Source organism: Paenibacillus sp. MMO-58 (genome assembly GCF_037146255.1).
Taxonomy (GTDB): domain Bacteria; phylum Bacillota; class Bacilli; order Paenibacillales; family Paenibacillaceae; genus Pristimantibacillus.
In genome coordinates this window covers 78,419-101,429 of sequence record NZ_JBBCVY010000016.1, presented here as the reverse complement: position 1 = coordinate 101,429, position 23,011 = coordinate 78,419, and the positions used below count along the sequence as shown (strand labels likewise).

General features: G+C 50.5%; 20 protein-coding genes. 8 read left to right on the top strand and 12 right to left on the bottom strand.

All coding sequences use genetic code 11. From position 1 onward, the window contains the following. Positions 1 to 34: 34 nt before the first annotated feature. The 3 genes from dnaI to WFJ73_RS30050 form a co-directional block, all read right to left on the bottom strand. Positions 35 to 991, bottom strand: coding sequence for a primosomal protein DnaI (gene dnaI / locus WFJ73_RS30060; RefSeq protein ID WP_336776570.1), 957 nt, complete (start codon positions 989 to 991; stop codon positions 35 to 37). Positions 992 to 1,014: 23 nt separating this feature from the next. Beyond that, positions 1,015 to 2,535 carry a helicase DnaB gene (locus WFJ73_RS30055; protein ID WP_336776569.1) on the bottom strand — a complete coding sequence of 507 codons (1,521 nt, stop codon included), beginning with the start codon at positions 2,533 to 2,535 and terminating at the stop codon, positions 1,015 to 1,017. A 209-nt stretch (positions 2,536 to 2,744) separates the two neighbouring features. Continuing rightward, positions 2,745 to 3,032 (bottom strand): YuiB family protein, encoded by a 288-nt coding sequence (locus WFJ73_RS30050; protein ID WP_127493152.1) that lies wholly within the window; start codon positions 3,030 to 3,032, stop codon positions 2,745 to 2,747. Between the two features lie 158 nt (positions 3,033 to 3,190). Between WFJ73_RS30050 and hemQ the strand changes: the two genes are divergently transcribed. After that, positions 3,191 to 3,937, top strand: coding sequence for a hydrogen peroxide-dependent heme synthase (gene hemQ / locus WFJ73_RS30045; RefSeq protein ID WP_336776568.1), 747 nt, complete (start codon positions 3,191 to 3,193; stop codon positions 3,935 to 3,937). A gap of 628 nt (positions 3,938 to 4,565) precedes the next feature. Here hemQ and WFJ73_RS30040 read toward each other — a convergent pair. Both WFJ73_RS30040 and WFJ73_RS30035 read right to left on the bottom strand, forming a co-directional pair. Further along, a complete protein-coding gene (locus WFJ73_RS30040; protein ID WP_127493161.1) occupies positions 4,566 to 4,826 on the bottom strand; it encodes a hypothetical protein in 261 nt (86 codons plus the stop codon). Then, a complete protein-coding gene (locus tag WFJ73_RS30035; RefSeq protein WP_336776567.1) occupies positions 4,826 to 6,019 on the bottom strand; it encodes an NAD(P)/FAD-dependent oxidoreductase in 1,194 nt (397 codons plus the stop codon). Before WFJ73_RS30035 ends, WFJ73_RS30040 begins: the two co-directional genes overlap by 1 nt. A 354-nt stretch (positions 6,020 to 6,373) precedes the next feature. On the opposite strand from WFJ73_RS30035, the gene WFJ73_RS30030 reads away from it, so the two are divergent. After that, positions 6,374 to 7,375, top strand: a complete 1,002-nt coding sequence (locus WFJ73_RS30030) for an NAD(P)/FAD-dependent oxidoreductase (protein ID WP_336776566.1) — start codon at positions 6,374 to 6,376, stop codon at positions 7,373 to 7,375. 401 nt (positions 7,376 to 7,776) lie between these two features. Here WFJ73_RS30030 and sda read toward each other — a convergent pair whose 3' ends face one another. The 3 genes from sda to WFJ73_RS30015 all read right to left on the bottom strand — a co-directional run bounded on the left by sda (position 7,777) and on the right by WFJ73_RS30015 (position 11,193). Continuing rightward, positions 7,777 to 7,920 carry a sporulation histidine kinase inhibitor Sda gene (sda, locus tag WFJ73_RS30025; protein WP_336776565.1) on the bottom strand — a complete coding sequence of 48 codons (144 nt, stop codon included), beginning with the start codon at positions 7,918 to 7,920 and terminating at the stop codon, positions 7,777 to 7,779. A 329-nt stretch (positions 7,921 to 8,249) separates the two neighbouring features. Beyond that, positions 8,250 to 8,921 (bottom strand): YheC/YheD family protein, encoded by a 672-nt coding sequence (locus WFJ73_RS30020; protein WP_336776564.1) that lies wholly within the window; start codon positions 8,919 to 8,921, stop codon positions 8,250 to 8,252. A gap of 112 nt (positions 8,922 to 9,033) precedes the next feature. Beyond that, positions 9,034 to 11,193, bottom strand: coding sequence for a DNA topoisomerase III (locus WFJ73_RS30015; RefSeq protein WP_336776563.1), 2,160 nt, complete (start codon positions 11,191 to 11,193; stop codon positions 9,034 to 9,036). 171 nt (positions 11,194 to 11,364) lie between these two features. Between WFJ73_RS30015 and WFJ73_RS30010 the strand changes: the two genes are divergently transcribed. Then, entirely contained in the window at positions 11,365 to 12,516 is a 1,152-nt protein-coding gene (locus WFJ73_RS30010; protein ID WP_336776562.1) for a metallophosphoesterase, read from the top strand. Positions 12,517 to 12,608: 92 nt separating this feature from the next. Beyond that, positions 12,609 to 13,556 carry a hypothetical protein gene (locus WFJ73_RS30005; RefSeq protein WP_336776561.1) on the top strand — a complete coding sequence of 316 codons (948 nt, stop codon included), beginning with the start codon at positions 12,609 to 12,611 and terminating at the stop codon, positions 13,554 to 13,556. Positions 13,557 to 13,580: 24 nt separating this feature from the next. Here WFJ73_RS30005 and WFJ73_RS30000 read toward each other — a convergent pair whose 3' ends face one another. The 4 genes from WFJ73_RS30000 to WFJ73_RS29985 all read right to left on the bottom strand — a co-directional run bounded on the left by WFJ73_RS30000 (position 13,581) and on the right by WFJ73_RS29985 (position 18,182). Next, positions 13,581 to 15,509, bottom strand: a complete 1,929-nt coding sequence (locus tag WFJ73_RS30000; protein ID WP_336776560.1) for an ABC transporter permease — start codon at positions 15,507 to 15,509, stop codon at positions 13,581 to 13,583. Beyond that, complete coding sequence (locus WFJ73_RS29995) at positions 15,484 to 16,260, bottom strand: ABC transporter ATP-binding protein (protein ID WP_336776559.1); 777 nt, start codon at positions 16,258 to 16,260, stop codon at positions 15,484 to 15,486. The genes WFJ73_RS30000 and WFJ73_RS29995 overlap by 26 nt, the downstream gene beginning before the upstream one ends. A 144-nt stretch (positions 16,261 to 16,404) precedes the next feature. Next, positions 16,405 to 17,463 (bottom strand): sensor histidine kinase, encoded by a 1,059-nt coding sequence (locus WFJ73_RS29990; RefSeq protein ID WP_336776558.1) that lies wholly within the window; start codon positions 17,461 to 17,463, stop codon positions 16,405 to 16,407. Further along, positions 17,460 to 18,182, bottom strand: a complete 723-nt coding sequence (locus WFJ73_RS29985; RefSeq protein ID WP_336776557.1) for a response regulator transcription factor — start codon at positions 18,180 to 18,182, stop codon at positions 17,460 to 17,462. Before WFJ73_RS29985 ends, WFJ73_RS29990 begins: the two co-directional genes overlap by 4 nt. A gap of 247 nt (positions 18,183 to 18,429) precedes the next feature. Between WFJ73_RS29985 and WFJ73_RS29980 the strand changes: the two genes are divergently transcribed. The 4 genes from WFJ73_RS29980 to pstA all read left to right on the top strand — a co-directional run bounded on the left by WFJ73_RS29980 (position 18,430) and on the right by pstA (position 22,611). Beyond that, positions 18,430 to 19,761, top strand: coding sequence for a TolB family protein (locus WFJ73_RS29980; RefSeq protein ID WP_336776556.1), 1,332 nt, complete (start codon positions 18,430 to 18,432; stop codon positions 19,759 to 19,761). A gap of 40 nt (positions 19,762 to 19,801) precedes the next feature. Continuing rightward, complete coding sequence (locus WFJ73_RS29975) at positions 19,802 to 20,668, top strand: phosphate ABC transporter substrate-binding protein (protein ID WP_015846397.1); 867 nt, start codon at positions 19,802 to 19,804, stop codon at positions 20,666 to 20,668. A gap of 87 nt (positions 20,669 to 20,755) precedes the next feature. After that, on the top strand, positions 20,756 to 21,706 hold the full coding sequence (pstC, locus tag WFJ73_RS29970) for a phosphate ABC transporter permease subunit PstC (protein ID WP_015846398.1): 951 nt from the start codon (positions 20,756 to 20,758) through the stop codon (positions 21,704 to 21,706). Beyond that, positions 21,706 to 22,611: a phosphate ABC transporter permease PstA gene (gene pstA, locus WFJ73_RS29965; protein ID WP_336776555.1), complete on the top strand. Its 906-nt coding sequence runs from the start codon at positions 21,706 to 21,708 to the stop codon at positions 22,609 to 22,611. The genes pstC and pstA overlap by 1 nt, the downstream gene beginning before the upstream one ends. Positions 22,612 to 23,011 lie beyond the last annotated feature (400 nt).

Below are 23,011 nucleotides of genomic sequence, written 5' to 3'. Positions count from 1 at the left end.
CCTGCACATGTGAACAAATGTGCAGGCTCTTTTTTTATTTGCGTCCCCGCTTATTCTCTCCCGTGACCATAACAACCTCAACATAAGGCTTGATCCGGTTCATCAGACGTTCTCCTTTATATTGTTCATCGCCGTCTTTGCTCGTAAAGCTGAAGTGTCTCTCCAAAGCATCCAGCTCATAGTTGGAAGTATATAAAGTAGGTTTGCGGTTCATCCGATAATTGAGAATCGATCCAAGGACATGGTCCCGGACCCACGGATTCAGGTTCTCCGCCCCGATATCATCAAAGATAAGCAGATCGGTTTCTTTCATCATCTCTACCGTCTCGCGAAGCTTGGTCTGGTCATGCATCATCGATTTCAAATCTTCCACGAATTCCGGCATATAGACGATAGCTCCAGAGTAACCCGCCTTCGCAAGCTCATGAAGCAGATAACACATAAGAAAAGTTTTGCCCGTGCCGAACTTGCCGGCCAGGTACAAGCCTTCCTTTTGCAGCCCTTCTTCCTTGGTCTTATCGATATAAGCCAGAATCTGATAGGCTGCCTCCGTCCGCTTAGGATCGTTGAACAATATTTCATCGGCCGAATAACCGTTATTCAGCGCGGTCTCGTCCACATAGAAGCTGCGAATCCGGTTCTTGATCTGCTCTTCGCTGCGCCGCGCGAGGAACTTCTTGCAGGATACCTTCCGGTCAATCAATTGAACCTGATCATTTACCGTTTCGCAAGAAAGCAATGTATAATGGCCCTCGAAATCATTTGGACAATTGTTTAATCCCGGGCAGTTCGAACAATTCCGGTATTCATTCACATATTGATAGACCCGGTTCATATTCATCCGTACCGCACGTTCATCCAGCTCAGGGTGCTTGACGAACAGACGCTCAACAAGAGGGTCCGCCATTAGCTCCCTAAGCTTTTGTTCCGCTTGATCGTTCATTGACTTGCCGCCAGGCCATGCTTTTAACATTTCACCAAGCGATTCCATTCGTATTCACCCCGCTTTATGGTTTAACCTTTGCCGTCCAGCTTTCTGGCAAGCCTTCGCATTTGTTCCAGCTTCTCCGGCGAAATTGCCGTATCTCCCGCTCCTTCATCCTGCACAATCGGAATAGACGGCTTGCGGGACGTCCCTCCGCGCGAGCTGTTGCGCGACGTTCCTCTCGTGCCCGGAAGGCCTGCTGCAGCTCTCGCATTCCGGCGTTCCTTGTCGGCCTCTACCTCAGCTTGCTCTCTAACGTAAAGAACAGCCTTCTCGAATGTATCTACCTGCTTGACCAGCATGTTGGAAACAACGGCCTCGACGAATGTCTTCGTCACGCGCTGCGCATCGTTCATGCCTATCACATAATGAATAAGTACGTTGATCACCGGTGCGGGAAGCTTGTAATTCAGATCAATCCGCTCAAAGGATCTTTCGATCCAATCCGGTACGGCTCCAGGGAAAAACCGCTGCAAAAAACGGGTATGCGGTTCGTTCCGCATGAGCATATTATATTGCTGCACGTCGCATCTGCCTTCCAATTGGCTTGGCACAAGCATGTAATACTCTTCCTGAACGCCAAACTCGACAAGCTCTTCCTCTGCCTCATTTGGTTGAACGGCTGCTGCCTGCACGCGGGCAAGCGTTCTTTGCCGTTCTCCTTCACGCTTCTTATCTTGACGGTACAGCTGATTCGCGCGCAGTTGAATTTCGTCTACGATCAGATCGCCATTCGAGGCGAAAATGCCGTCTTCATCCAATAACCGGCAAATGTCCGCTACGGATAGATTGTATTTGTAAGCGACATAATTGACTTGTGCGAGCTGCTCGGAATTGCCTCGCATCCGCTCTACATAACTCCGGTTCGCAGAATTTCGCGGAAAACGCAGAATAATCTCCCCGTAAGGAATACCTGCCGTCTCAAGCTGTGCCCGGGGCGCAGCCTGACGGGTTGGCGCTACTTCCGTTAAAGCTTGTTCAAGCTCCTGATCAACCGATTGCGTGTTCAGTTGGAAGAGCTCATAGAAAGGCACCGAAATATTTTCTTTGGTCAGCTGCTTCTGCGCAAGCTCGTCCGGCTCTTGCGCCCCAAACGATTCGCGAAGCGAAATAACCGCGTATTTGCCAATCTTGTCCCGAAGTAGCATGGTCAAATGCTGATTGCGGAAAAATTCCCCCGGCGTGAGCGGCTGCGACAGCTCATATTCGTACAGGACATCCGCCTGATCCGGCAATCCTACGCGCGACGTCTGCAGAAGCCCAACCGCTTCAAGGCGCGATGCCTGATCGATCAAATATTTTCTGCCGCGTTCGTTCATGTCCAGTCCAAGTCCCAGGAACAGCTTGCGTTGCGTTTCAATGGCCGAATAACCGGACGTACCTTCGGCAATACCATGATACAGCTGCTGATATAAAGCAATAGCAAATGCGCCTAACATCGGTTGATAGATAAGCGACAACATTTTATAGTCCAAGCTGCTTAGCGAAAAATCGCGAAAAATGTAATAACGGTGATGTTCTGTATATTGCAGTAGATTACCGATGCGCAATTGCATCTCTCCATCTCATTCGTACTTTCTATTATTTTAACATAAAAAGAAGGACCGGGGACGAATACAAAACTAGAAATATGAGGTGACAAGGCAAGCGGCCGCCACTATCCCTAGCGGAGCGCGGTATACAAGGAAACTAATAAATTTCTTGGAAACGAAAAACGGCCCCGTGATTCCCTTCGGAATAACGAAAGCCGTTGAATGCTTTAGAACATTTTATAGCCGCCGCGGCGCAGCGCGCGAATGGCCCATCCGCTGATATAAGCGCCGGCCAAGGCGCCGATAACGGGGATAACATCTACATATGTAAACTCTGTAAAATTGTCGACAAACGAAACGGAATGATCCCATGTCGACCATATGCCGATAGGCAGCAGTACGATTATAAAGACATAAATAGGAAACCACGTTGTTTTGAGAAGCATGTTAAGAATAAAGCCGATGCCGAACATCATGACCAGGAACAGCACGGTGGCTACAAATAATTGAAGCATGTCCTCTTCTCCTTATGGAAAGTCTCGCTTTTCAGTTTAAATAATGGAAATAAGGAAGTCAATCGGAGCTGTCCATTTGTCACAAGTCCGCCATTTGCTCTAGCTGATTTATTTACGATACAATGTTAAAAGCAACGTGACGAGAGGAGAATTTACCCATGAGTGAAGTAGCCATTACATTAGAGGGCTGGTACGCGCTGCATGATTTCCGTTCGATGGATTGGGCGGCATGGCGGCTTGCAAGCGATAGAGAACGGAGCCAGGCGTTGGACGAGCTTCAATCTTTCCTGAAGGAATGGAGCAGCGTTGACGAGAACAAGCAAGGCAGCACGGCCGTTTATTCGATCGTTGGCCAAAAAGCCGATTTCGTGTTTATGCACCTGCGCGAAACGCTGGAAGAGCTGAACGACATCGAAACCGCGTTTAACAAAACGCTGTTCGCCGAGTTCACGCAGCCGGCTCATTCGTATGTGAGCGTAGTTGAGCTTAGCAACTACGTGAATTCACCGGGCAGCGACCCGATGCAAAATCCGGAGGTTGTGGCACGCCTGAAGCCATCTCTTCCAAAAGCAAGGCATATTTGCTTCTACCCGATGAACAAACGCCGTTCGGGCAACGATAACTGGTACATGCTGAGCATGGAAGACCGCCGCAACATGATGCGCAGCCACGGCATGATCGGCCGCAAATATGCCGGCAAGGTTAAACAGATCATCACCGGCTCCGTTGGTTTCGATGATTGGGAATGGGGCGTTACGCTCTTTGCCGACGAAGCGCTTCAGTTCAAGAAGCTTGTATACGAAATGCGCTTTGACGAAGTCAGCGCTCGTTACGGCGACTTTGGCGAATTCTTTGTCGGGAATCTGCTGACGGATGAGAAGTTTAAGGCGATGCTTTCGCTGTAGGCTTTGTAGGTTAGCGGCGGGACTTGCGCATTTGAATGTTCTTCCGATCGCTGTTGTTCTCAAAGTTATCTGAATTAATTAGCCTAAGGTTAAACTTTGAGAACAAAGGCGAACGCGTCGCTTCTCCAGAATCATTCAGCCTGCTCTACCCTCGCTTAACCTTTTTTGACCTATAACGCCACCGGGTGATTCCGGTGGCGTTGTTTTTTAAGATAGATAGACGTCGTATGACCGGTATTTTGTCTTTGTAGTTATTGGGCTAGATGATTGGAGCAAGCCTGAGTTAGAAGACAGGACCTCATCCGCTTTGCGCACGATTCCCCCAACCGAAATCGAAAATGGAAATGTCACTTCAGCCGCCTCCCAACATTCCTGCTTTGGTAACAGCTTAATACCAACCTTGGTCATAACTGAAATATATAGACTTAATGAAGCTTATAGTTTACGCCAATAACGGTCCCTCGACAGTAGTGAAGTCTTCCGCTAACGAAACTACATAACGCTATTTGTTCCGAGGACTCGCGGAGCGGATAACCGTCCGATACAAAACAAAAAAGCTCTCGCCGAAGCGCAATGTCATTAAGTTTGCTTAACTTAATGACATTGTAGCCGGAGCGAAAGCTATTTATTAATCTTCGTCGTCCTCGTCCAGGAGGCCGAGGCGCTTTTGTTCCAGATAGAGCTCAGTCGCACGGTCGCGCTCGCGGCCTTTCTCCTTCAGCCGCTCGATGGCGGGCAGGATGAGAATATCCACTTCTTTTTGCACCGTATACGACAAATCATAACGCTGCTGGGACTCGAGGAACGAGCCGACTTCCATCAACGCATTGTAGCGGTCGAGCTCATCCCGGGTCAATAATCCGCGGACTTGAACGCTGCAGTGACGCATTACAGGAATTTCCCTTTGCGCAGCACAAGCGGAATACCGCCGATAATGAACAGGTAACGAAGGTCGATCAGTTTTTTCAGCCAAGCAGCCGTGCGGCCCTTGTACTTCTTGCCGAACGCGATACCAATCGCTTCGCCTTTACCCAGCGATGCCACCGTTCCTTTGTTGCTGAAGGCAAAGGCCTTCAAAGGCTGGTTGCGGATCGAAGCAATCAGGTTATGCGCGCATACAACGCCTTGCTGCATAGCGATTTGAGCGGTTGGAGGGTAAGGACGGCCCTCAGGATTAAACATCAGGGAGTTGTCGCCCACGATGTAAATATTCTCATGGCCTGGTGCACGCAGGTTGTCGTCCACTTTTACGCGTCCGCGCATCGTTTCAAAGCCTGCATCCTCAATGAGACGGTTGCCGCGGATACCGCCGGTCCAAATAACCGTCTGCGATTTGATTTCTTCGCCTTCGCCAACTACCACGCCGTCCGGCGTGCACTCTTTGATCGCCGTTCCGATGCGAAACGTTACGCCTTTTTTCGTCAATACGTCCATCGCGTATTCCACGAGCTCAGGATCGAAGCCCGGGAGTGCGGTTGGCGCAGCTTCAATATTATAAATTTTCACGAGTGCCGGATCGACATCGAACTGCTTGCACAGCTCAGGGATACGGTCGGACAGCTCGCCAATGAATTCGATGCCGGTAAAGCCCGCTCCGCCTACGATAAAGGTCAGGTAGTCGGTACGATGCGGTTCACGCTTGAAGCGCGCGAATTGATATTCGATATGCTCGCGGATCAGGCGCACAGAGTTGATGCTTCTAATATTCATTGCATATTCGCCAAGTCCAGGAATGCCGAAGGTTTCCGGCTCGCCGCCAAGACCGATGACCAGATAATCATACGAAAGAGTTCCATCCTCAAGAATAACCTTTTTGTCCTGCGGGCGAATCTGTACGACTGTCGATTTCACGAAGTCGATCTTGAATTCGTCAATCAGCTTGGAAATGCTGACGCGCGCATTCTCCGGGTTATCCGTTCCCGCAGCAGGCATATGCAAATGCGTTGTAATATAATGATAGTCGTGCTTATTCACTAAAGTGACGTCAGCCTCGTTATAATTTAGCTCCTTTTGCAACCGCAGCGCAGTAAGCACACCACCGTAGCCAGCTCCTAAGATGACAATTTTGGGTATGTTGCTCATCGTATGATCCCATCCATTCCTTAGCTTGTTTATGTGTCTTTTTGTTTGTGAAAAATTACACAATCCGTGCTGGATCTATATTTCTACCCCAGCGAATTGTGTCATTTTTTGGTCCGATTTATCGCTCCGATTGTACGCTTTAATACCTGCGTTTCAGTCCTATTTATCTACTGTTGACTGTCCAAATTCGGCGCCATACATACAATACATCAGAAATATTACATAGTTTTTACTTAAACTTCAAGAGCAAAATATACGAAAAACTTTAGAGCAGCATACAAATTAATATTTCCTTCTTGCAAACCGCAGGCATATAATAGGAAGCAGATCATCAATATATTGGAGGTGCTTTCCATGTCATCCGTAGAGCAGCCAAATAACCTTACAGATATTATCATTATTGGCGGCGGACCTGCCGGCCTGTTTGCAGCCTTTTATGGCGGAATGCGCCAGGCATCCGTCAAAATCATTGAGAGTATGCCTCAACTAGGCGGTCAGCTAGCAGCCCTTTATCCGGAGAAGTACATATATGACGTGGCCGGGTTCCCGAAAGTTACAGCCCAAGAGCTTGTTGATCGGTTAATTGAGCAAATCAGTCTTTTTCAGCCGGAAGTATTATTAGAAGAAAAAGTCGTTGAAGTGAACAAACAGAGCGAACGACTATTTGAAGTCATTACCAATAAAGCCGTACATTATGCAAAAGCCGTTATTATTACGGCGGGCGTTGGCGCTTTCGAGCCGCGCAAGCTGGAGCTGCCCGAAGCCGTGCAATACGAGAAGAGCAACCTTCATTATTTTGTCGGGGATCTGAACCGGTTCAAGGGGAAAAAGGTACTGCTCACGGGCGGCGGCGATTCGGCCGTTGACTGGGCGCTGATGCTTGAGCCCATCGCGGAGTCGGTTACGCTGGTACACCGCCGCGACAAGTTCCGCGCGCATGAACATAGCGTAGAGAATCTGATGAACTCCAAGGTTAACGTCCAGACGCCTAAAGAGGTTACCTCCCTCCATGGGGACGGCCGGATCAGCCGCGTAACGCTGACGGATGTCAAAACCAAGGAGCAAGCGGAGATCGAAGTAGATGCGGTAATCGTCAATTACGGCTTTGTCTCCTCTCTCGGCCCGATTGCCGAATGGGGTATTGAAATTCAAGGCGGCTCCATTCTCGTGGATACAAGAATGGAGACCAGCGTCAGCGGCATTTTTGCAGCGGGCGACATTACGACCTACCCGGGCAAGCTGAAGCTGATTGCCGTTGGCTTCGGAGAAGCCCCTACCGCCATTAATAACGCGAAGGTCTATATTGATCCGGACGCTAAGCTCTCGCCGGGGCATAGCAGCAACATGAAGCTGTAGCATGAGTTAGGTTTTATCGCCAAATGGAATTCCATTTTTCAATAACTCGAAAACTTGTGAATTCCATTGTGGTTAAACGAAAATGAGAAGGGTATCCTAACGTTGGCGTTTCATTCAAGTGCAGACAATCTGCACGAGCCAAGGAGGATACCCTTATGTTTTGTCCTGTATGCAATGGCATGCAGCCGCTGGATGCAGCTTGCTCCAATTGTGGCCAAGCGATGGAAGATTGGGGCCGAATGACAGACTGGATTGGTCCTTATGCACCTTATGTGCCACTCGAGACGGAAATGACTTCATGGAATCAATCGGCCGATAATAGAAACTGCTTGCATATTGTATACTGCTCGTCCTGCGAACGGACGGTTGAGGCTGCCGTTATGGAAATAGGGAGTACACCTTTAAATAGCTGTTGAGGCGGCAGCCTTGTTAAGTTGTCTTCGCTTCATCTCGAGCAGAAGCATTCGGATGAAGTCGTCTTCCAGCTTGTACTGAATAGCGGCAAGGTAGGTGTCTTCCAGCAGCTCGTCTGACAGCAGATCCATACCTGGACACTTCCTTTCTTCCTAAAGTTTCCTGAGCTGTTCCCATCGTAACATGCCCTTTTCCCTACAACAATGGCCCCCATTATACACATATCCTTGTGGACAGGCTGTGTATGAGATGTGAATACAAGTCGAAAAATGAGGATTTAACGCAGTGGATGATGTGGATACTTTTATACACAGCCTTTTTTTTACCAAAACGCGATAAAAAACTTTAATCGAAATTTCTTACCCCATTAATGGAATATATTGAAATTACGTGCATAAGCTTGTAGCTTCCCCTTGAAAAAAAACAAACCCGAAAGGGTTTATTAATGGGCTTATCCTTCTTATTGCGGCCTTGTATTCACTTCAAAGATCCATATCTTTCCGTTAACGTCAATGCCGTAATCAAACCCTAACTGCCCCACGCCCGGGAACCTTTCCTCCAAAATTCGCGTTGACGCTACGGTCAGATCCCGCATTTTCTGCTTTTTCGCTCCCACCAGAGACGGGGATAAGGATCGACGGATTCCCTCTGCCGCCGTAACCATCGTGCCGCCTTGGCACAGGTTCGTGACAAACAACCCCGGCTTGGCAATTCTCCCTACCATAGAACGGTATTCCCAGCCTGCTTCCGTCTTTACATATTTGACCCGGTAATCAATCGGACGAGCGCCAACCTTGGCAAGACGGATTCCTTTCTGAATCAGATAAGGACGATTTTTGCGTTTCTTGTCGAGAGCCGATTTGAGCGTTTCAAAGCTGGCATAAGAATGTGTTGTCGAATGAGAGGTAAAGCTGTAGCCCGTGCTCGTCTTCGATACCTTAATAACGCCGTGTCCTCCCGTGCCGATAACCGGCTTGATGACAACCATTTGATGCTTGGCGAGCATGCTTCTTAGGTTGCCGGCATTGTATAGCTTCGTTGGCGGAATATGCGGGGCAATAAACGGATCGGCGAGCAGAGCCGCCTGCTTAGCCCATTTATCGGGGACTGGCCGGCCAAGTTGTTCTTCCATACTATCAATCTCCTTTCTATTAATAGCATATGAAGGAGGAACGGCTGCCTCTTGGATGATTGTCCGAGCGAAAAAGAGGGAGTACCGTTCTTCACGGCACTCCCTCTTCCGGTTATTCGTTATCCTGTTTGTTCATCGCGGCTTTCAGCGCATCGGCGAGACTATTGGACAACGATACATTATCGCTATACTGCTCAATCATCTTCTTCTGCTGATGCTTATTGATCCTTCCGCCCTGCTTGTCACCTAGCATCTCAATAACGTTGCATAGTCTGCACTGCGCGTATTTACCTGCTTTGCCGTTATGAATCTCCATCTTCTTATGGCATTGCGGGCAGCGTTTATTGGACAGCGCAGGCTCCGCCTGACGGCGGTAGCTGCACTCCCGGTCGGAGCAGACCAGCGACTTGCCGCGCTTGCCCTTCACTTCCATCAGCAGCTTGCCGCATTCCGGGCAACGCGAATGGGTCAAGTTATGCGGCTTGTATTCCTTCGTTTCGTTCTTAACCGCCGTAACCCATTTGTCCGCCTGCTCCCGGATTCCCGCCATGAACCGCTTGGCGTCACCTTGGCCGTGCGCGATAAGCTCCAGTTCCCGCTCCCACTTCGCCGTCAGCTCCGGGCTGCGCAGCTCGTCAACAACCAGCTCGATCAGCTGTTTGCCTTTACTGGTCGGAATCAGACGGTTCTGGGTACGCTCAATGGTATCGGTCGAAAGAAGCTTCTCGATAATATCCGCGCGGGTTGCCGGCGTGCCGAGTCCATGCTTCTCCATCTTCGAGAGCAAGGAGGCCTCCGTATAACGCGCCGGAGGAAGCGTGCGCAGCTCCTTCAAGCGGCTATGCTTCACCGGGACCGCTTGTCCTTGGACAAGCTCCGGCAGCAGCTGTTCCGGCGTGCTCTTGTCCTCCCCGCGCCCGCTCTCCTCTTCGTCGTCCTCGTCCGCGGCAAATCTCGCATCGCTGCCGCCGTACAGCTCTTTCCAGCCAATATCCTTCTGGACTTTGCCTTTCGCGTACAGCTTGTCTTGACCAACCGTCAGCACGACGCTTGTCTCGTCATACGTATACGGCGGGTAAAACAACGCGATAAAACGGCGCACGATCAGATCGTACAGCTTGCGTTCATCATTGCTAAGAGCCGATAAATTCACGTATTCATCGGTCGGAATAATCGCGTGATGATCGCTGACCTTGCTGTCGTCCACGAACCTTTTCGTGACGGTCAGCTGACCCCGAAGCAGCTTGCGGGCAAGCGGCGCATACGGTCCTACCGCCACGCTCTCCAGGCGTCCTTTAAGCGTTGGCACGATATCGCTCGACAAATAACGAGAGTCCGTTCGGGGGTAAGTTACAAGCTTATGCTGCTCGTAGAGCTTCTGCAGGACATTGGACGTCATTTTCGCCGAAAAACCAAGCCGTTTATTCGCTTCCCGCTGCAGCTCCGTCAAATCGAAAGCTTGCGGATGAGTCTCGGACTTCTGGGTCGTGCGAAGCTTGTCAACCTTGGCGTTCTTCCCTTGCAGGCGTGAGGCAACCGCTTCAGCTTCGCTTCTGTCCCACACTCTGCCGTCATGATTGTCATTCTGGCGCCACAACGCCTGGAAAGCGCCCAGATCCGCCGATACCGTCCAATAAGGCTGCGACTGGAATTGGTTAATTTCTTTCTCCCGGTCGATCAGCGCGCCAAGCGTTGGCGTCTGTACGCGGCCGGCAGCAAGCTGGGCATTGTATTTCACCGTAAGCGCACGAGTGACATTAAGACCGATCAGCCAGTCCGCTTCCGCCCGGCAGACGGCCGATGCGTACAAGTTATTGTATTGCTGGCCTGGCTTAAGCGCCTTGAAGCCATCCTTGATCGCTTTGTCCGTCTGGGACGAAATCCACAGCCGCTTGAACGGTTTGCGCCAATGAACAAGCTCCATAATCCATCTGGCTACAAGCTCGCCTTCCCGCCCGGCATCGGTTGCGATAATAAGCTCGCCAATATCCGGACGTTTGCACAGCTGCGCAACCGCCTTGTATTGATGCGACGTCTCGCGCATGACCTTCAGGTTCATTTTACCCGGAAGCAGAGGAAGATCCTCCAGGTTCCAAGTCTTGTATTTCGGATCATAATCCTCCGGCTCCGCAAGCGTCACCAAATGGCCAAGCGCCCATGTGACCACGTAATCAGGGCCTTCCATATAGCTTTTATTTTTGCTGCTGCAGCCGAGAACGCGCGCAATTTCTTTTGCGACGCTTGGCTTTTCCGCAAGCACTAACGATTTCATTTTCGAATCCCTCTCCCTGCCGTAAAATCATTGTACAAGTATACTAGAAAAAAGGCGGCGAGACCAATGCCAGCCGCTGCATCCGCCTTATTTTACCCGGCAATTGCCGGTGTGATATAGTAGGTTCACGAGTTTAACGAACCCTATATACGGAAGTAAGGTGATGTCCAAGTGAAAGCTAGATTTATTCCCGTTATTACCGTCTTCCTCCTTGTATTTGGCCTGGTGAACTGGTACATCGGCTGGAATGGGTGGGTATACCTGTCCACGCTGTTTAACCTGGAGCACGCCTGGCCTTATGGCGTTATCGTTGGCATCCTCTCCTTCGCCTGGCTTATCGGACGGTTTGGACAGCATTCGGCTTCGCCGGTCCGCCAAGTTGCTTATTTTCTGAAAAATATCGGTTCTTACTGGTTTGCCGTTATGGAATACGGCCTTCTCATTCTGCCCCTCGCGGATCTGGCCGTCTGGCTGTTGACCCTTGCTTCCGTTTCCTACAAAACAGCCGTTGCTTCCGTCGGTACGGTTACCTTCGTTCTCTTGGCCTCGATCCTTATTCGGGGAGCTTGGAACGCCTGGACTCCGATTGTCCGCAATTATGACCTGACCATTCCGAAGCAAGCCGGCGATATCCGGAAGCTCCGGATCGGGGTTGCCTCCGATATCCATCTGGGCACGGTTGTTGGCAACAAGCATCTTGACCGCCTTGTCAGCCACATGGAGGAAATGAAGCCGGATCTGATTCTTCTGCCCGGCGACGTCATTGACGACAGCATTGATCCGTTTATTCGCCGCAATATGGCCGCTACCATGAGAAAGCTGAAGGCACCGCTTGGCATTTATGCCGTGCTGGGCAATCACGAATATATCGGCGGTCACATTCAGGAATACATTGCCCAGATGAATGCGATCGGCATTCGAGTGCTTCTGGATGAAAATATCCTTGTTCAGGACAGCTTCTATATCGTTGGACGCAAAGACCTGGCGGCGCGGCATAGCGATCCGGAAGGCCGCCTTCCGATCAGCGAGCTGATTGCCGACCTGGATAAAGCCCGCCCGCTCATTATGATGGATCACCAGCCTTCCGATCTGGAGCAAGCGGCCGTAAACGGCATCGACCTCTCCTTATCCGGTCATACCCATCGCGGGCAAATGGCTCCTAACCATCTGATCACCCGCCGCATCTTCGAGCTGGATTGGGGCTATAAGCTGAAGGGCAGTCTGCACGCCATTGTTTCCTCCGGCTTTGGCTCCTGGGGACCGCCGATCCGCCTTGGCAGCCGTTCCGAGATTATTCAGATTGATCTAACGTTTCAGCCGTAACTTATATCCGTCACCAAGGAATGAAACTTAATGATCCCCTCCCTCGTATAGAGTTGCAATGATCACCCTATTCCAGGAGGGAATTCCTGCTTATGACAAATTCTTTGTTTGATCGTTTGACGGAAGCAAAGGAACGCAAATACGAACTTGAAAAAGCCATTCGCAGACAAAATCAATTCCGTTCCCGATTAAACGAGCTGGAGCGGCAGATCATCCGCCTGGAGCTTGATCTCGAATCAGAGCAGGCCGACGTCGACAAGCTCACGCGGATGACCCTGACGAATCTGTTCCATACGCTCCTGCGCAGCAAGGACGAACAGTTGGAAATGGAGCGTCAGCAGGCGGTCGCCGCAGCTCTCAAGCTATCGGAAGCCAAGCAGGAACAGAGTAAGCTGAAGGAAGAGATTATGCAGGCCGGAATGGTCATTAGCGCCAATCTCAGCGCTGAACAGGAGTATGAACGGCTGCTCAAGGAACAGGAGCAATTTCTAAGAAGCACGCCAGGCACAGCGGCTGAGCTGATGGCCATGGAAACCGAGATTGCGGCTCAGCAGGTTACCGTACGAGAACTGAACGAAGCTTTTACGGCAGGCAGACGGGTGCTTGCCTCGCTTGAACCGGCTATCGAGAGTCTCGACAAAGCAATCAACTGGGGCAATTGGGATACGTGGGGCAACGGCGGACTAATTTCCACTCATATCAAACACGAGCATATCGATGATGCGAAGGCCTCCATTGCAGCGGCTAATCATGAGCTGAAGAGCTTCCGGGATGAGCTCGCGGATCTGCAGCGCAGCCTTGATATCCATGTCGATATCAGCGGCCTGCTGAAGTTCGGAGATTATTGGTTTGACGGTCTGATTACGGACTGGATCGTTCAGAAACGGATCAAAGAGACTCAAGACCGCACCTGCGAAGCCGCGCATGAAGTCAGAACGGTAGTAAAAAAGCTGCAGGCAGAGTATACCTCCGCGGAAGCAGCGCTCAACGGATTAAGAACGAAACGGATTTCCTGGCTGGAGAGGCAGCAATCTAATTGAAGAATAAAAAAAACGGCCGGCGCCTTAAGCGCTGGCCGTTCCTCTATTCAATCCTTTGGAGTAACTCATGCTTGCGAGCAGGAAGTAAATCGTCTGCATGACAACAAAGATGCCGATAATCACAAACGAATACAGCCACACGGTGGATTCCATCAATCCGTCCAGTGCCTTCATCGCAAACAGCGCATGAATGGTACCGACCAAGCAGGGCAGATAGAAAATGATGCCGATCTGGGTCACCGTTATTTTCCGAATCTCCTGGCTCGTCATTCCGATTCGTTTCAAAGCGTTGAATTGCGCCTGATCCTCCTGCAGCTCCGTAAACATCTTGAAGTAAATCAAGCTGCCCGATGCGATAAAGAACAGCAAGCTGATAAACAGGCCGATAAACAGCGTAAGCGAGCTGGTTTCTTTCATGTTGGCGAAGTTGTCCGCGCGATTGCGGTTGATTTGCCCTTCAAGACCCTCTTTTACTTGCAATTTCTTGATAGCGGGACCCGCACTTTCCCAATCCTTCACCTCATATCCGTACCAGACAAGCTGCTCGCTATCCGGAACATTGGCAAGAAGCTTCTTGTAGTCGCCATCCTCCACAATAATAGTCATCCAGTTAAAATCGGTCTGGTTCATGACGCCCTCGGAATGGTCCGCCGCTACGGGGTAATCAAACGTCGCGTCCTTTACCTTCCCCTGAATCCTTTCAATGGGAGGGCTGAAGGATCCGGGCATTGCCACCATCCCCGGCTTCAAAAGAATTTTCTTTTTCCCTTGCGCATCCGCTAAGCGATTGTAATCCGACTCCGAGATCACCATCGTATCCGGATTATAGTCGATGTTGTTCCCGTTGCTCCGCGTCAGCTTAATATCGATTACGCTGGCTCCGGCGACAATTTTCTCATCGGTAACGGGATGGCCCGCTTCGCGAAGATGCGTCTTCAGCTCTTCCGGATCAATCACTTCATGGCTTTGAAGCCCTTTTTCCATCACGGCAACCGCATACGGATAGAACTGGTGAATCTGCTGCTTGGCGCTGATCTGCATCAAATAAAACGTACCGGATGCGGTCAGAATAACCGCGCTCATAATCGAGACCATAAACAGAATACGAGCATTATCCTTCAGCTTATAGCCAAGCTGCGACAGAACAACCATATTAGTCCTGTTATAAAAGAACGAATGGCGCCTCTGCAGGAAACGGATCAGCAGCACGCTGAACTGCGTGAACAGGAAATAGGTTCCGACCGTCACCGTTATCAGGATAAGAAGCGACAAATACAAGAAGTTAAACGAATTTAACATAACCGCCATCGTATAACCAGCGCCAAGGGATACAAGCGCCAGCGCAACAAGCCAAGGCGAGAACAGCAGCGTTCCTTTTGGCTTGCGTCCAGCCTTGAAGAGCTCTATCAGCTCGGCTTTGCCGATCCGAAGCGAGGTAAGGACCGCAATCGCGACAAACAGAACAAAAAATCCAAGCCCGGTCATTCCGACCGCCTTCAGCGGGGCGGCGAACGGGATCGGGTCCGTAACTTTCAGGAACACCGATAAAGCCATAAAGAACAGCTTGCTGAACAACATGCCAAGACCGATCCCGACGCCGATGGACAAAATGGCCAAGGCAATGCTTTCATAGATAACGAGCTTTCTCAGCTGCGCCTTGGTCATCCCGAATAAGGACAATAAACCAAACTCCTGCTTCCGCGTTTTAAGAAAAGCCGAGTTGGAGTACAGGACAAACAAGAATGAGAAGATACCGATGATGTACAGGCAGAACAACATCCCTCTTCTTACCTTGACCGCCTGCTCAATATGCCCGTTTACTACGTCCGGATGAAAAATAAACGACGAATACATATAGAAGATCAGCACGGAAAATACGCAGCTTAGGAAAAAGGCGCTGTAGGAACGCCAATTTCCTTTCATATTGCTAAGCGCGAGCGAACGGAACGTCATCGAAATTACCTCCCAGTACACTCAAAGAATCCAGAATCTGCTGGAAGAACGCCTGACGGTTCGTTCCTCTCCGGATTTCGCTGAACAGCTTGCCGTCCTTAATAAAGACGATGCGTTTGCAATAGCTAGCCGAGAACGGATCATGCGTTACCATCAGAACCGTTGCGCCAAGGCGCTCGTTCATATCCTTCAGCGCGTCCATGACATCCTTCGCCGCTTTGGAATCGAGGTTGCCGGTGAGCTCGTCGGCTAGCACCAGCGCGGGCTGGTGGATGATTGCCCGGGCAATAGCGGCACGCTGCTTCTGTCCGCCGGACACCTCATAGGTCCGTTTGTCCAGAATTTGATCGATATTCAGCATAATCGCCAGCGGCTTCAGCTTTTCTTCAATGACACGCGGTGCTACGCCTTCCAGCACAAGCGGCAAAATAATATTTTCCTTAATCGTCATCGTATCCAGCAGGTTAAAGTCCTGAAACACAAAGCCCAGCTCCCTGCGGCGGAACAACGCCAGCATCTTGTCGCTCAGCTTGCCGGGCTGTACACCGTTAATCTCCAGCTCGCCGGATGTCGGACGGTCAATCGTGGCCAGCAGGTTAAGAAGCGTTGTTTTCCCGCTGCCCGAAGGCCCCATAACGCCAACAAATTCTCCCGCTTCAATGTTCAGATCGATATCCTCAAGTGCCCGATAGGACATATTCCCTTTCGAATGATAAATCTTTCCAATCCCTTTCGTACGCAATACACTCATCGCAATAGCCTCCCAAGACTTGCTCATTTGTTTTGATTATGGACTCAGTATAGCTCCATCCGCCCTGATCAACCCATCGATTTACCTTTCAATTGGAGGCTTTGAACCTTACGATTTTGTCATGTTTCGATCACATTGGCATACCTAACGCAACAAATGGATCCCTTCAGGGCGGAACACAACCGTAACCTTCGTGCCGGAACCAACCTCTGATTCGGCATGCAGCTCAAGACCAAGATTGCCGCATACCTGCTTGGCCAAGTAAAGCCCCATACCCGTTGACTCCTCGACCGCACGGCCATTCTCTCCGGTGAAAAAAGGATCGAAAATCCTTGGCAGATCATGCGCCTCAATCCCGATTCCTTCATCTATAACTGACAGCCTGACGGCGCTTAGATCCGGTTCCTTCTCAATACTGACAATCAGCTTCTTCGAGCCCGGCTTGCGCTTTGAATATTTAATAGCATTACCGATCAGCTGGTTCAAAATAAACGTCAGCCATTTCTCGTCGGTCTCCACAACCGCCTCACCGTCAATTCTCGGGAATATAGCGTGACGGATGCAGAGCTGCTTGTGCGCGTTTATTACGCTGCGGGCCGCTTCATGAAGCGGAACCGAACGGGGATGCAGATCAAACTCGATCTTGTCGAGCCTCGCCGTATGCAGCATCATATCGAGTCCTCTTGTCATCCTGCCGGTCTCCTCGCGGATGCTTTGCAGTCTTTCCGAATGGGCAGGCGGAGCATCCTGTTCCTGCAGCGCCTCCTGAACAAGCAGATCAATAACCGACACCGGCGTCTTCATATGGTGAACCCATTGCAGGACAAAATGATTATGCTGCTCCTGCTGCCGGCGGTACTGGCTAAGCTCGGTCAAGTATGCGCCGTATTGCGCGGCCAATAGCTTTTGCACGGCAATCTGTTCTTTGGTGACGCCGGAAGTAACCACCATCGAAGCCTTGAGCTCCGTTCCGTGTTCAATCGCATCCTGAAGCTGCTTGTAATAACTGCGCTGACGAAGATAGTCAACGGCCAGTCCAATAATCAGCAGGAAAACCGCAAGCTCGGCGTAATAATAGAAAAGGCCCGCGTCCGCTCTCTCATAACGAAGCCTGTCGAGAGAAATCATCGCACAGGCCATTAAGGAGCCTAACAGGTAGGTTGCGATCAGAACTTTACGGTCCCATAGATAAGCACGGATCATGCTTTTGCCTCCCGCAATGCTTCGGCGCTCAGCCGGTAACCTTGTCCGCGTACCGTCTCAATCGCTTTTATAATGCCGATTTCTTCGAGCTTCTTGCGCAGCCGGGTCACATTAACGGTTAGCGTATTGTCATCCACGAACTGAACATCATCCCATAATGCCTCAAGCAGCTGCTCTCTTGCCACAATTTCATCCGGTTTCTTCATAAAAGCTTCGGCCAGCAGCCGTTCGTTCTTCGTCAGCTCCGTCCGCTCTCCCTGCCATTCCAGCTCGTTGCGGCTAAGATTAAGGCGCAGTCCGTACAATTCGAGCTCGGAGGATGCCGCTGCCGATGCTGCAGAAGCCGCGGCATATTCCCCGTAAGCCCGGCGCAAAGCTCCTCTTACCTTCGCGAGCAGCAGATCCAGATGGATTGGCTTCGAAAGATAGTCGTCCCCGCCATTTTCAATGGCCATCACCTGATCCATCTCTCCTTCGCGGGCTGAGATAAACAGAATCGGGACGTTAGACCTTGTCCGGATCTGTCTGCACCAATAAAAGCCGTCGAAATACGGAAGATTGATGTCGAGCAGCACAAGATGCGGATCATAGGACGCAAACTCCCCCAGCAAATCCTTGAACTGTGCAGCCCTCTTCGCTTCAAACCCGTATTTCTCCATGGTTGATTTCAGAATAGCTCCTATTTTGTCATCGTCCTCGATGATGAATATCCGATACATTTCGACATTCCTCCTCATTGTCATTTAGGATAGCAATTTCAACATTTCCTATCAACTTAGGTCTTTCTTCACAAAATCATTACAATTTCTAAATAATGGGATAATAATCCGCTGTTAGACTAGCTTTGAAATCGAAATAGTTCCGACGCGGCTTGACGGGGGGAAAAATCAAGGCCATTCATACATACCGGCGTAGTGCCGTCGGACCTAGCAACTATTCGAAAATAAGAAAGGTGACGAACTACAAATGAAAAAAGCAGTAGTCATTTCCGTGCTCGCAACAGCAATTGGAGCAGCAGCTGTTACACCAGTAATGGCGCAATCGGCCGTACAAACGGCACAAGCGGTTCAAGTCGGTACCATTACCGTATCCATCAACGGCAACTCTGTCGCAATCCGCACGATTGACGCGCAAGGCGTAACGCTCGCTTCCGTTCGCGACCTGGCGAAAGCTCTTGAAGCTTCCCTGAACGTTACAGGCAGCACAATTACCGTTCAATTGAACCACAATGTCGTTAAGCTGAGCAATGCCGTGACTGTAAACGGTACAGCATTCGTTGAACCGGTAAGCTTCCTTGGCAAACTGGGCGTAGGCTACTCGAACGGCAACATCACTTCGGTCAAATTCCTCGAGAATGTCGATCAAGTGACATGGGTAAACGCTTCGAAGCTGATCGCATCGATTTCTGGCGAGAACGGCCGCGAAGATTATCTGGTTGACGCTGCGACTGGCAAAAATGAACTGCTGCTTACTTCGTCCGATACTTCCGAACTGATCGTGTCTCCGGACGGTTCGAAAGCCGCTTATTCCGAAGAAGACGGCACGGTTAACGTTATCGATCTGAGCACGAAACAGTCGACAAAAGTAAGCACGGATACTTCGATTAAAAACGAAATGGTATTCTCCGCTGACGGAAGCTCGATCTTCTTCTTCCAAGGCGACAAAAACTCCGTTATCTGCAAGCTCAGCCTGGCTGACGGCAGCGTAACGAAAATTCTGGAAGACAAAGTCGACTACAAAGCTAACCTTACGGTATCCGCTGACGGCACTAAAGTGGCTTACTTCCAAATCAAACAGCCTGTTGTTAAAAATGACGCTACGGACGTAAGCAAGGACGATGTTACGATCGACCCAACAGGTACGGAAACGCAAGCTTTCTTCTACGACTCGGCTAAAGGCGACAACAAGCCGGTTCAATTGACGAAGGATGCAAGCGACAAAGCGTTCCTGGAATTGTCTGTTGACGGCTCCAAAGTTTACTACGTAAGCATCGGCGATGACAATACGGGCAGCGTTGCTTCGGTAAACACCGCTTCTCTTGAAGCAGCAACCGTGTACAGCGCTGAAGACGTGTACCAAATGAATCAAGCTGACGGCAAATTGATCGTCTTGACGGCTAAAGGCGATGCAAACAGCATCAGCGCCATCGATCCTGCAACAGGTACGGCAAGCAAGCTGTTCAGCGTATCGGATGCCGTATCCGAGCTGATCGTATCGGGCAAAGGCGATATCGCCGCAATCAGCAACGACCAGCTGGCTGTTCCGGTTAACGGCAAATTCACAACCATTACTCGCTAATAAACAATTAAGCACAATTATTTTAGGAGGAAAATAAAAAATGAAACTGAAATGGCTTAAAGTGGCTACTGTAGCCGCTCTTATCGCAACAATCGGCTTTGGCTCCGTTCAAGCCCCTACAAAGACGGAAGCAGCAAGCAAGCTGTCCGGCAAAATCGTAATCAACGGCTCGTCCGCCCTTCTTCCGCTTACTCTTCAAGCGGCTAACGAATTCAAAAAGCTGAATCCGAAGGTTAAAATCTCCGCTTCGGCTGCTGGTTCCATCACAGGTCCTCAATCCGTACGCAAAGGTATCGCTGATATCGGTGCGGTTGACTGGGACGCTACGCAAGCTGTTCCTGGCTTCGAAGCCTTCACTGGCCAAGTAGCTAACAAAGTAGCGGTTACTCCGTTCGCTGCAGTAGTTAACAAAAGCGTTACGGCAACAAACCTGACTACAAAACAGCTGCAAGACATTTTCTCCGGCAAAGTAACGAACTGGAAAGAAGTTGGCGGCAAAGATGCTGATATCATCGTCGTTAACCGTGCATTTGGTTCCGGTACCCGCGTTAACTTCCAACAAAAAGCGCTGAACGGTACGGACTTCATGACAAAAGGCTCCAACTACAAAGAAGTTAAAACAAGCGGCGACATGAAAACAGCCGTTGAGTCGACTCCAGGCGCTATCGGTTACCTCGACTTCGCTTACATCACTACCAAAATGACTGGCGTAAGCATCAACGGCGTTGCTCCAACTGTAGACAACGTAATCAACGGTAAATACAAAGTTTGGGGCTACGGCTACTACATGACGAAAGGCCAACCTACAGGCGTTGTTAAAGAATTCATCAAATACGTGCAAAGCGCTAAGTTCCAAAACGGTTCGCTGAAAAAGCTGAAGTTCATCCCGCTTTCCGCAATGAAATAATCCAAGTTAATCGAATATAGGTAACGGCGGCCGTCTTTCGCGAAGCGACAGGCGGCTGCTTGCTACCGAAGGAGCCGATCAATCCATATGTTAGATACCTCATCCACTGCGGGCCAGATCGATCTGGGCGGCAGTCTTTTGACGGGAAGCGGAAAGCCGTTTGACCGCAGGAAGCGCCTGTTCGTGATGAACCGCCTGTTCCGTTACGTTTGTATTGCCTGCGCCGGTTTTGTGTGTCTGATCCTTTTCCTTATCCTTGCGCTTATGTTCCGCACCGGCGTGTTGACCTTTGGCGACGTGTCCTTCTCCGAATTTTTCTTATCCACGGAATGGAGTCCGGAGACCGAGCAATACGGCGGACTGTTATTCATTTTCGGCACGTTTGCCCTTACCTTGCTGACGTTGATTATTTCCGTTCCGCTATCGCTCCTGATTGCGGTCTTTCTGTCGACCTTTGTTCCGGCATGGCTGAAAAATATGCTACGTCCTGTCATGGACCTGCTCGTCGGCATTCCGTCCGTTGTTTACGGCTACCTGGGCCTTACGGTTCTTATTCCGTTGATCCGGAACGTTACCGGCACGGGCATGGGTGACGGCCTGCTTGCGGCATCTCTCGTATTGACCATTATGGTCCTGCCGACAATTAGCCGGATCAGCGATGACTCCATTACGGCCGTACCGAAGAAATTCAGCGATGCCTCTTACGCGCTTGGCGCTACACGATTCCAAACCGTCGTAAAGGTGCTTATTCCTTCCGCCCGCAGCGGTATTATGTATGCCGTTATTCTCGGCATGGCCCGCGCAATCGGCGAAACGATGGCGGTTGTTATGGTTATCGGCAATACCCCGCAAATCGCGGACAGCCTGCTTAAGCCTACGTCGGTATTAACGAGCAACATCGTTATGCAGATCGCTAACGTTCCTTTTGACTCGACCTGGAACTATGCGCTGTACCTGATGGGCTTCCTGCTGCTTGCCATTTCGCTTCTGATGATCGTAGGCGTACGCTGGCTGCAACGGAGAGGAGTACAACAATAATGAGCAATGTAAACACCGCAGTAAATACAACCAATCCTTTCCGCGGCAAAAGAGGAATCAACAGCTTTAATAACCGTCTGTTTACGGTTCTGGTCTGGACCGTTGGCATTGCTATCGTTCTCTTTATTCTCGGCCTCCTGTTCCTTATTCTGAAGGACGGCCTGCCGAAGCTCTCTTGGAACTTTCTGTTCGGCCTGCCGAGCGAGATTGAGGAAGGCGGCGGTATCGGGCCTGCCCTGCTGAATTCCTTCTATATCCTGTTCCTGTCTCTTGTGATTGCAATTCCGCTCGGGATGGCCGCGGGTATCTATCTCGCCGAATTTGCGCCGGATAACAAGCTGATCTCATTTGTGCGGATTTGCGTAGAGGGACTCGCTTCCGTACCTTCGATCATCTTTGGTTTGTTTGGTATCGCGCTGTTCGTTGAGATGTTCCAGCTGGGCCTTACGATTCTCGGCGGCGCTGTCAGCTTGGCATTCTTGAACCTGCCGGTTCTGACCCGCGTAACGGAAGAATCCATTCGTGCCGTGCCGAAGGAATTAAAAAATGCTTCCTTCGCGCTGGGGGCTACACATTTACAGACGATCGTTCGCGTCTTGATCCCTGCAGCCATGAACGGAATTATTACGGGGATCTGTCTTGTCGCGGGCCGCGCCTTTGGCGAAAGCGCCGTTATCATTCTGACGGCCGGCGTTACGACCTCCGGCGAAATGTGGGATTTCAGCCTCTTCTCACCGGGCGAGACGCTTGCCGTTCACCTCTGGTATGTTCAGTCCGAGGCTATCGTTCCGGACGCCCAGGATATCGCCCAGAAGTCGGCGGCGGTACTCGTGTTCTTCGTTCTGCTCATCAACCTGGTGTTCCGTATTCCTCTTTGGCTGAACTCTCGTAAGATGACGAGGTAAGCGGAGGTCACTACGTAAGTGAACGCTCTTTCGACCGCTGTTGCTCAAGAGTATTCACTTCCTCCGTTCCTCGGCCGACTTCATTTTAAAACAAAAAACCGGCGTCCACTAAATGGGACGCCGGTTTGGTTTTGGTGTAGACAGGTTGTGTTAGCAACCTGTCTAATTGGTCGCAAAAGGCTGGCTGAGCCTGGCCTTTTGCCAATGCTTTTGTTTGGCTTCGCCGCAGAGGCGGAGCAAAAGAATGTTCTGGAGAAACGGAGTGCTCGCTTTTGTTCCCGGAATCGTACCTTGGTACGATAAATTGAGAGATTCCGGGAACAATGGCGATTGGTACTTGCGCAGCCTGCATACTGGCGAATCCCAAATAAAAAAGCTGAGCACAGGCGTGCTCAGCCCA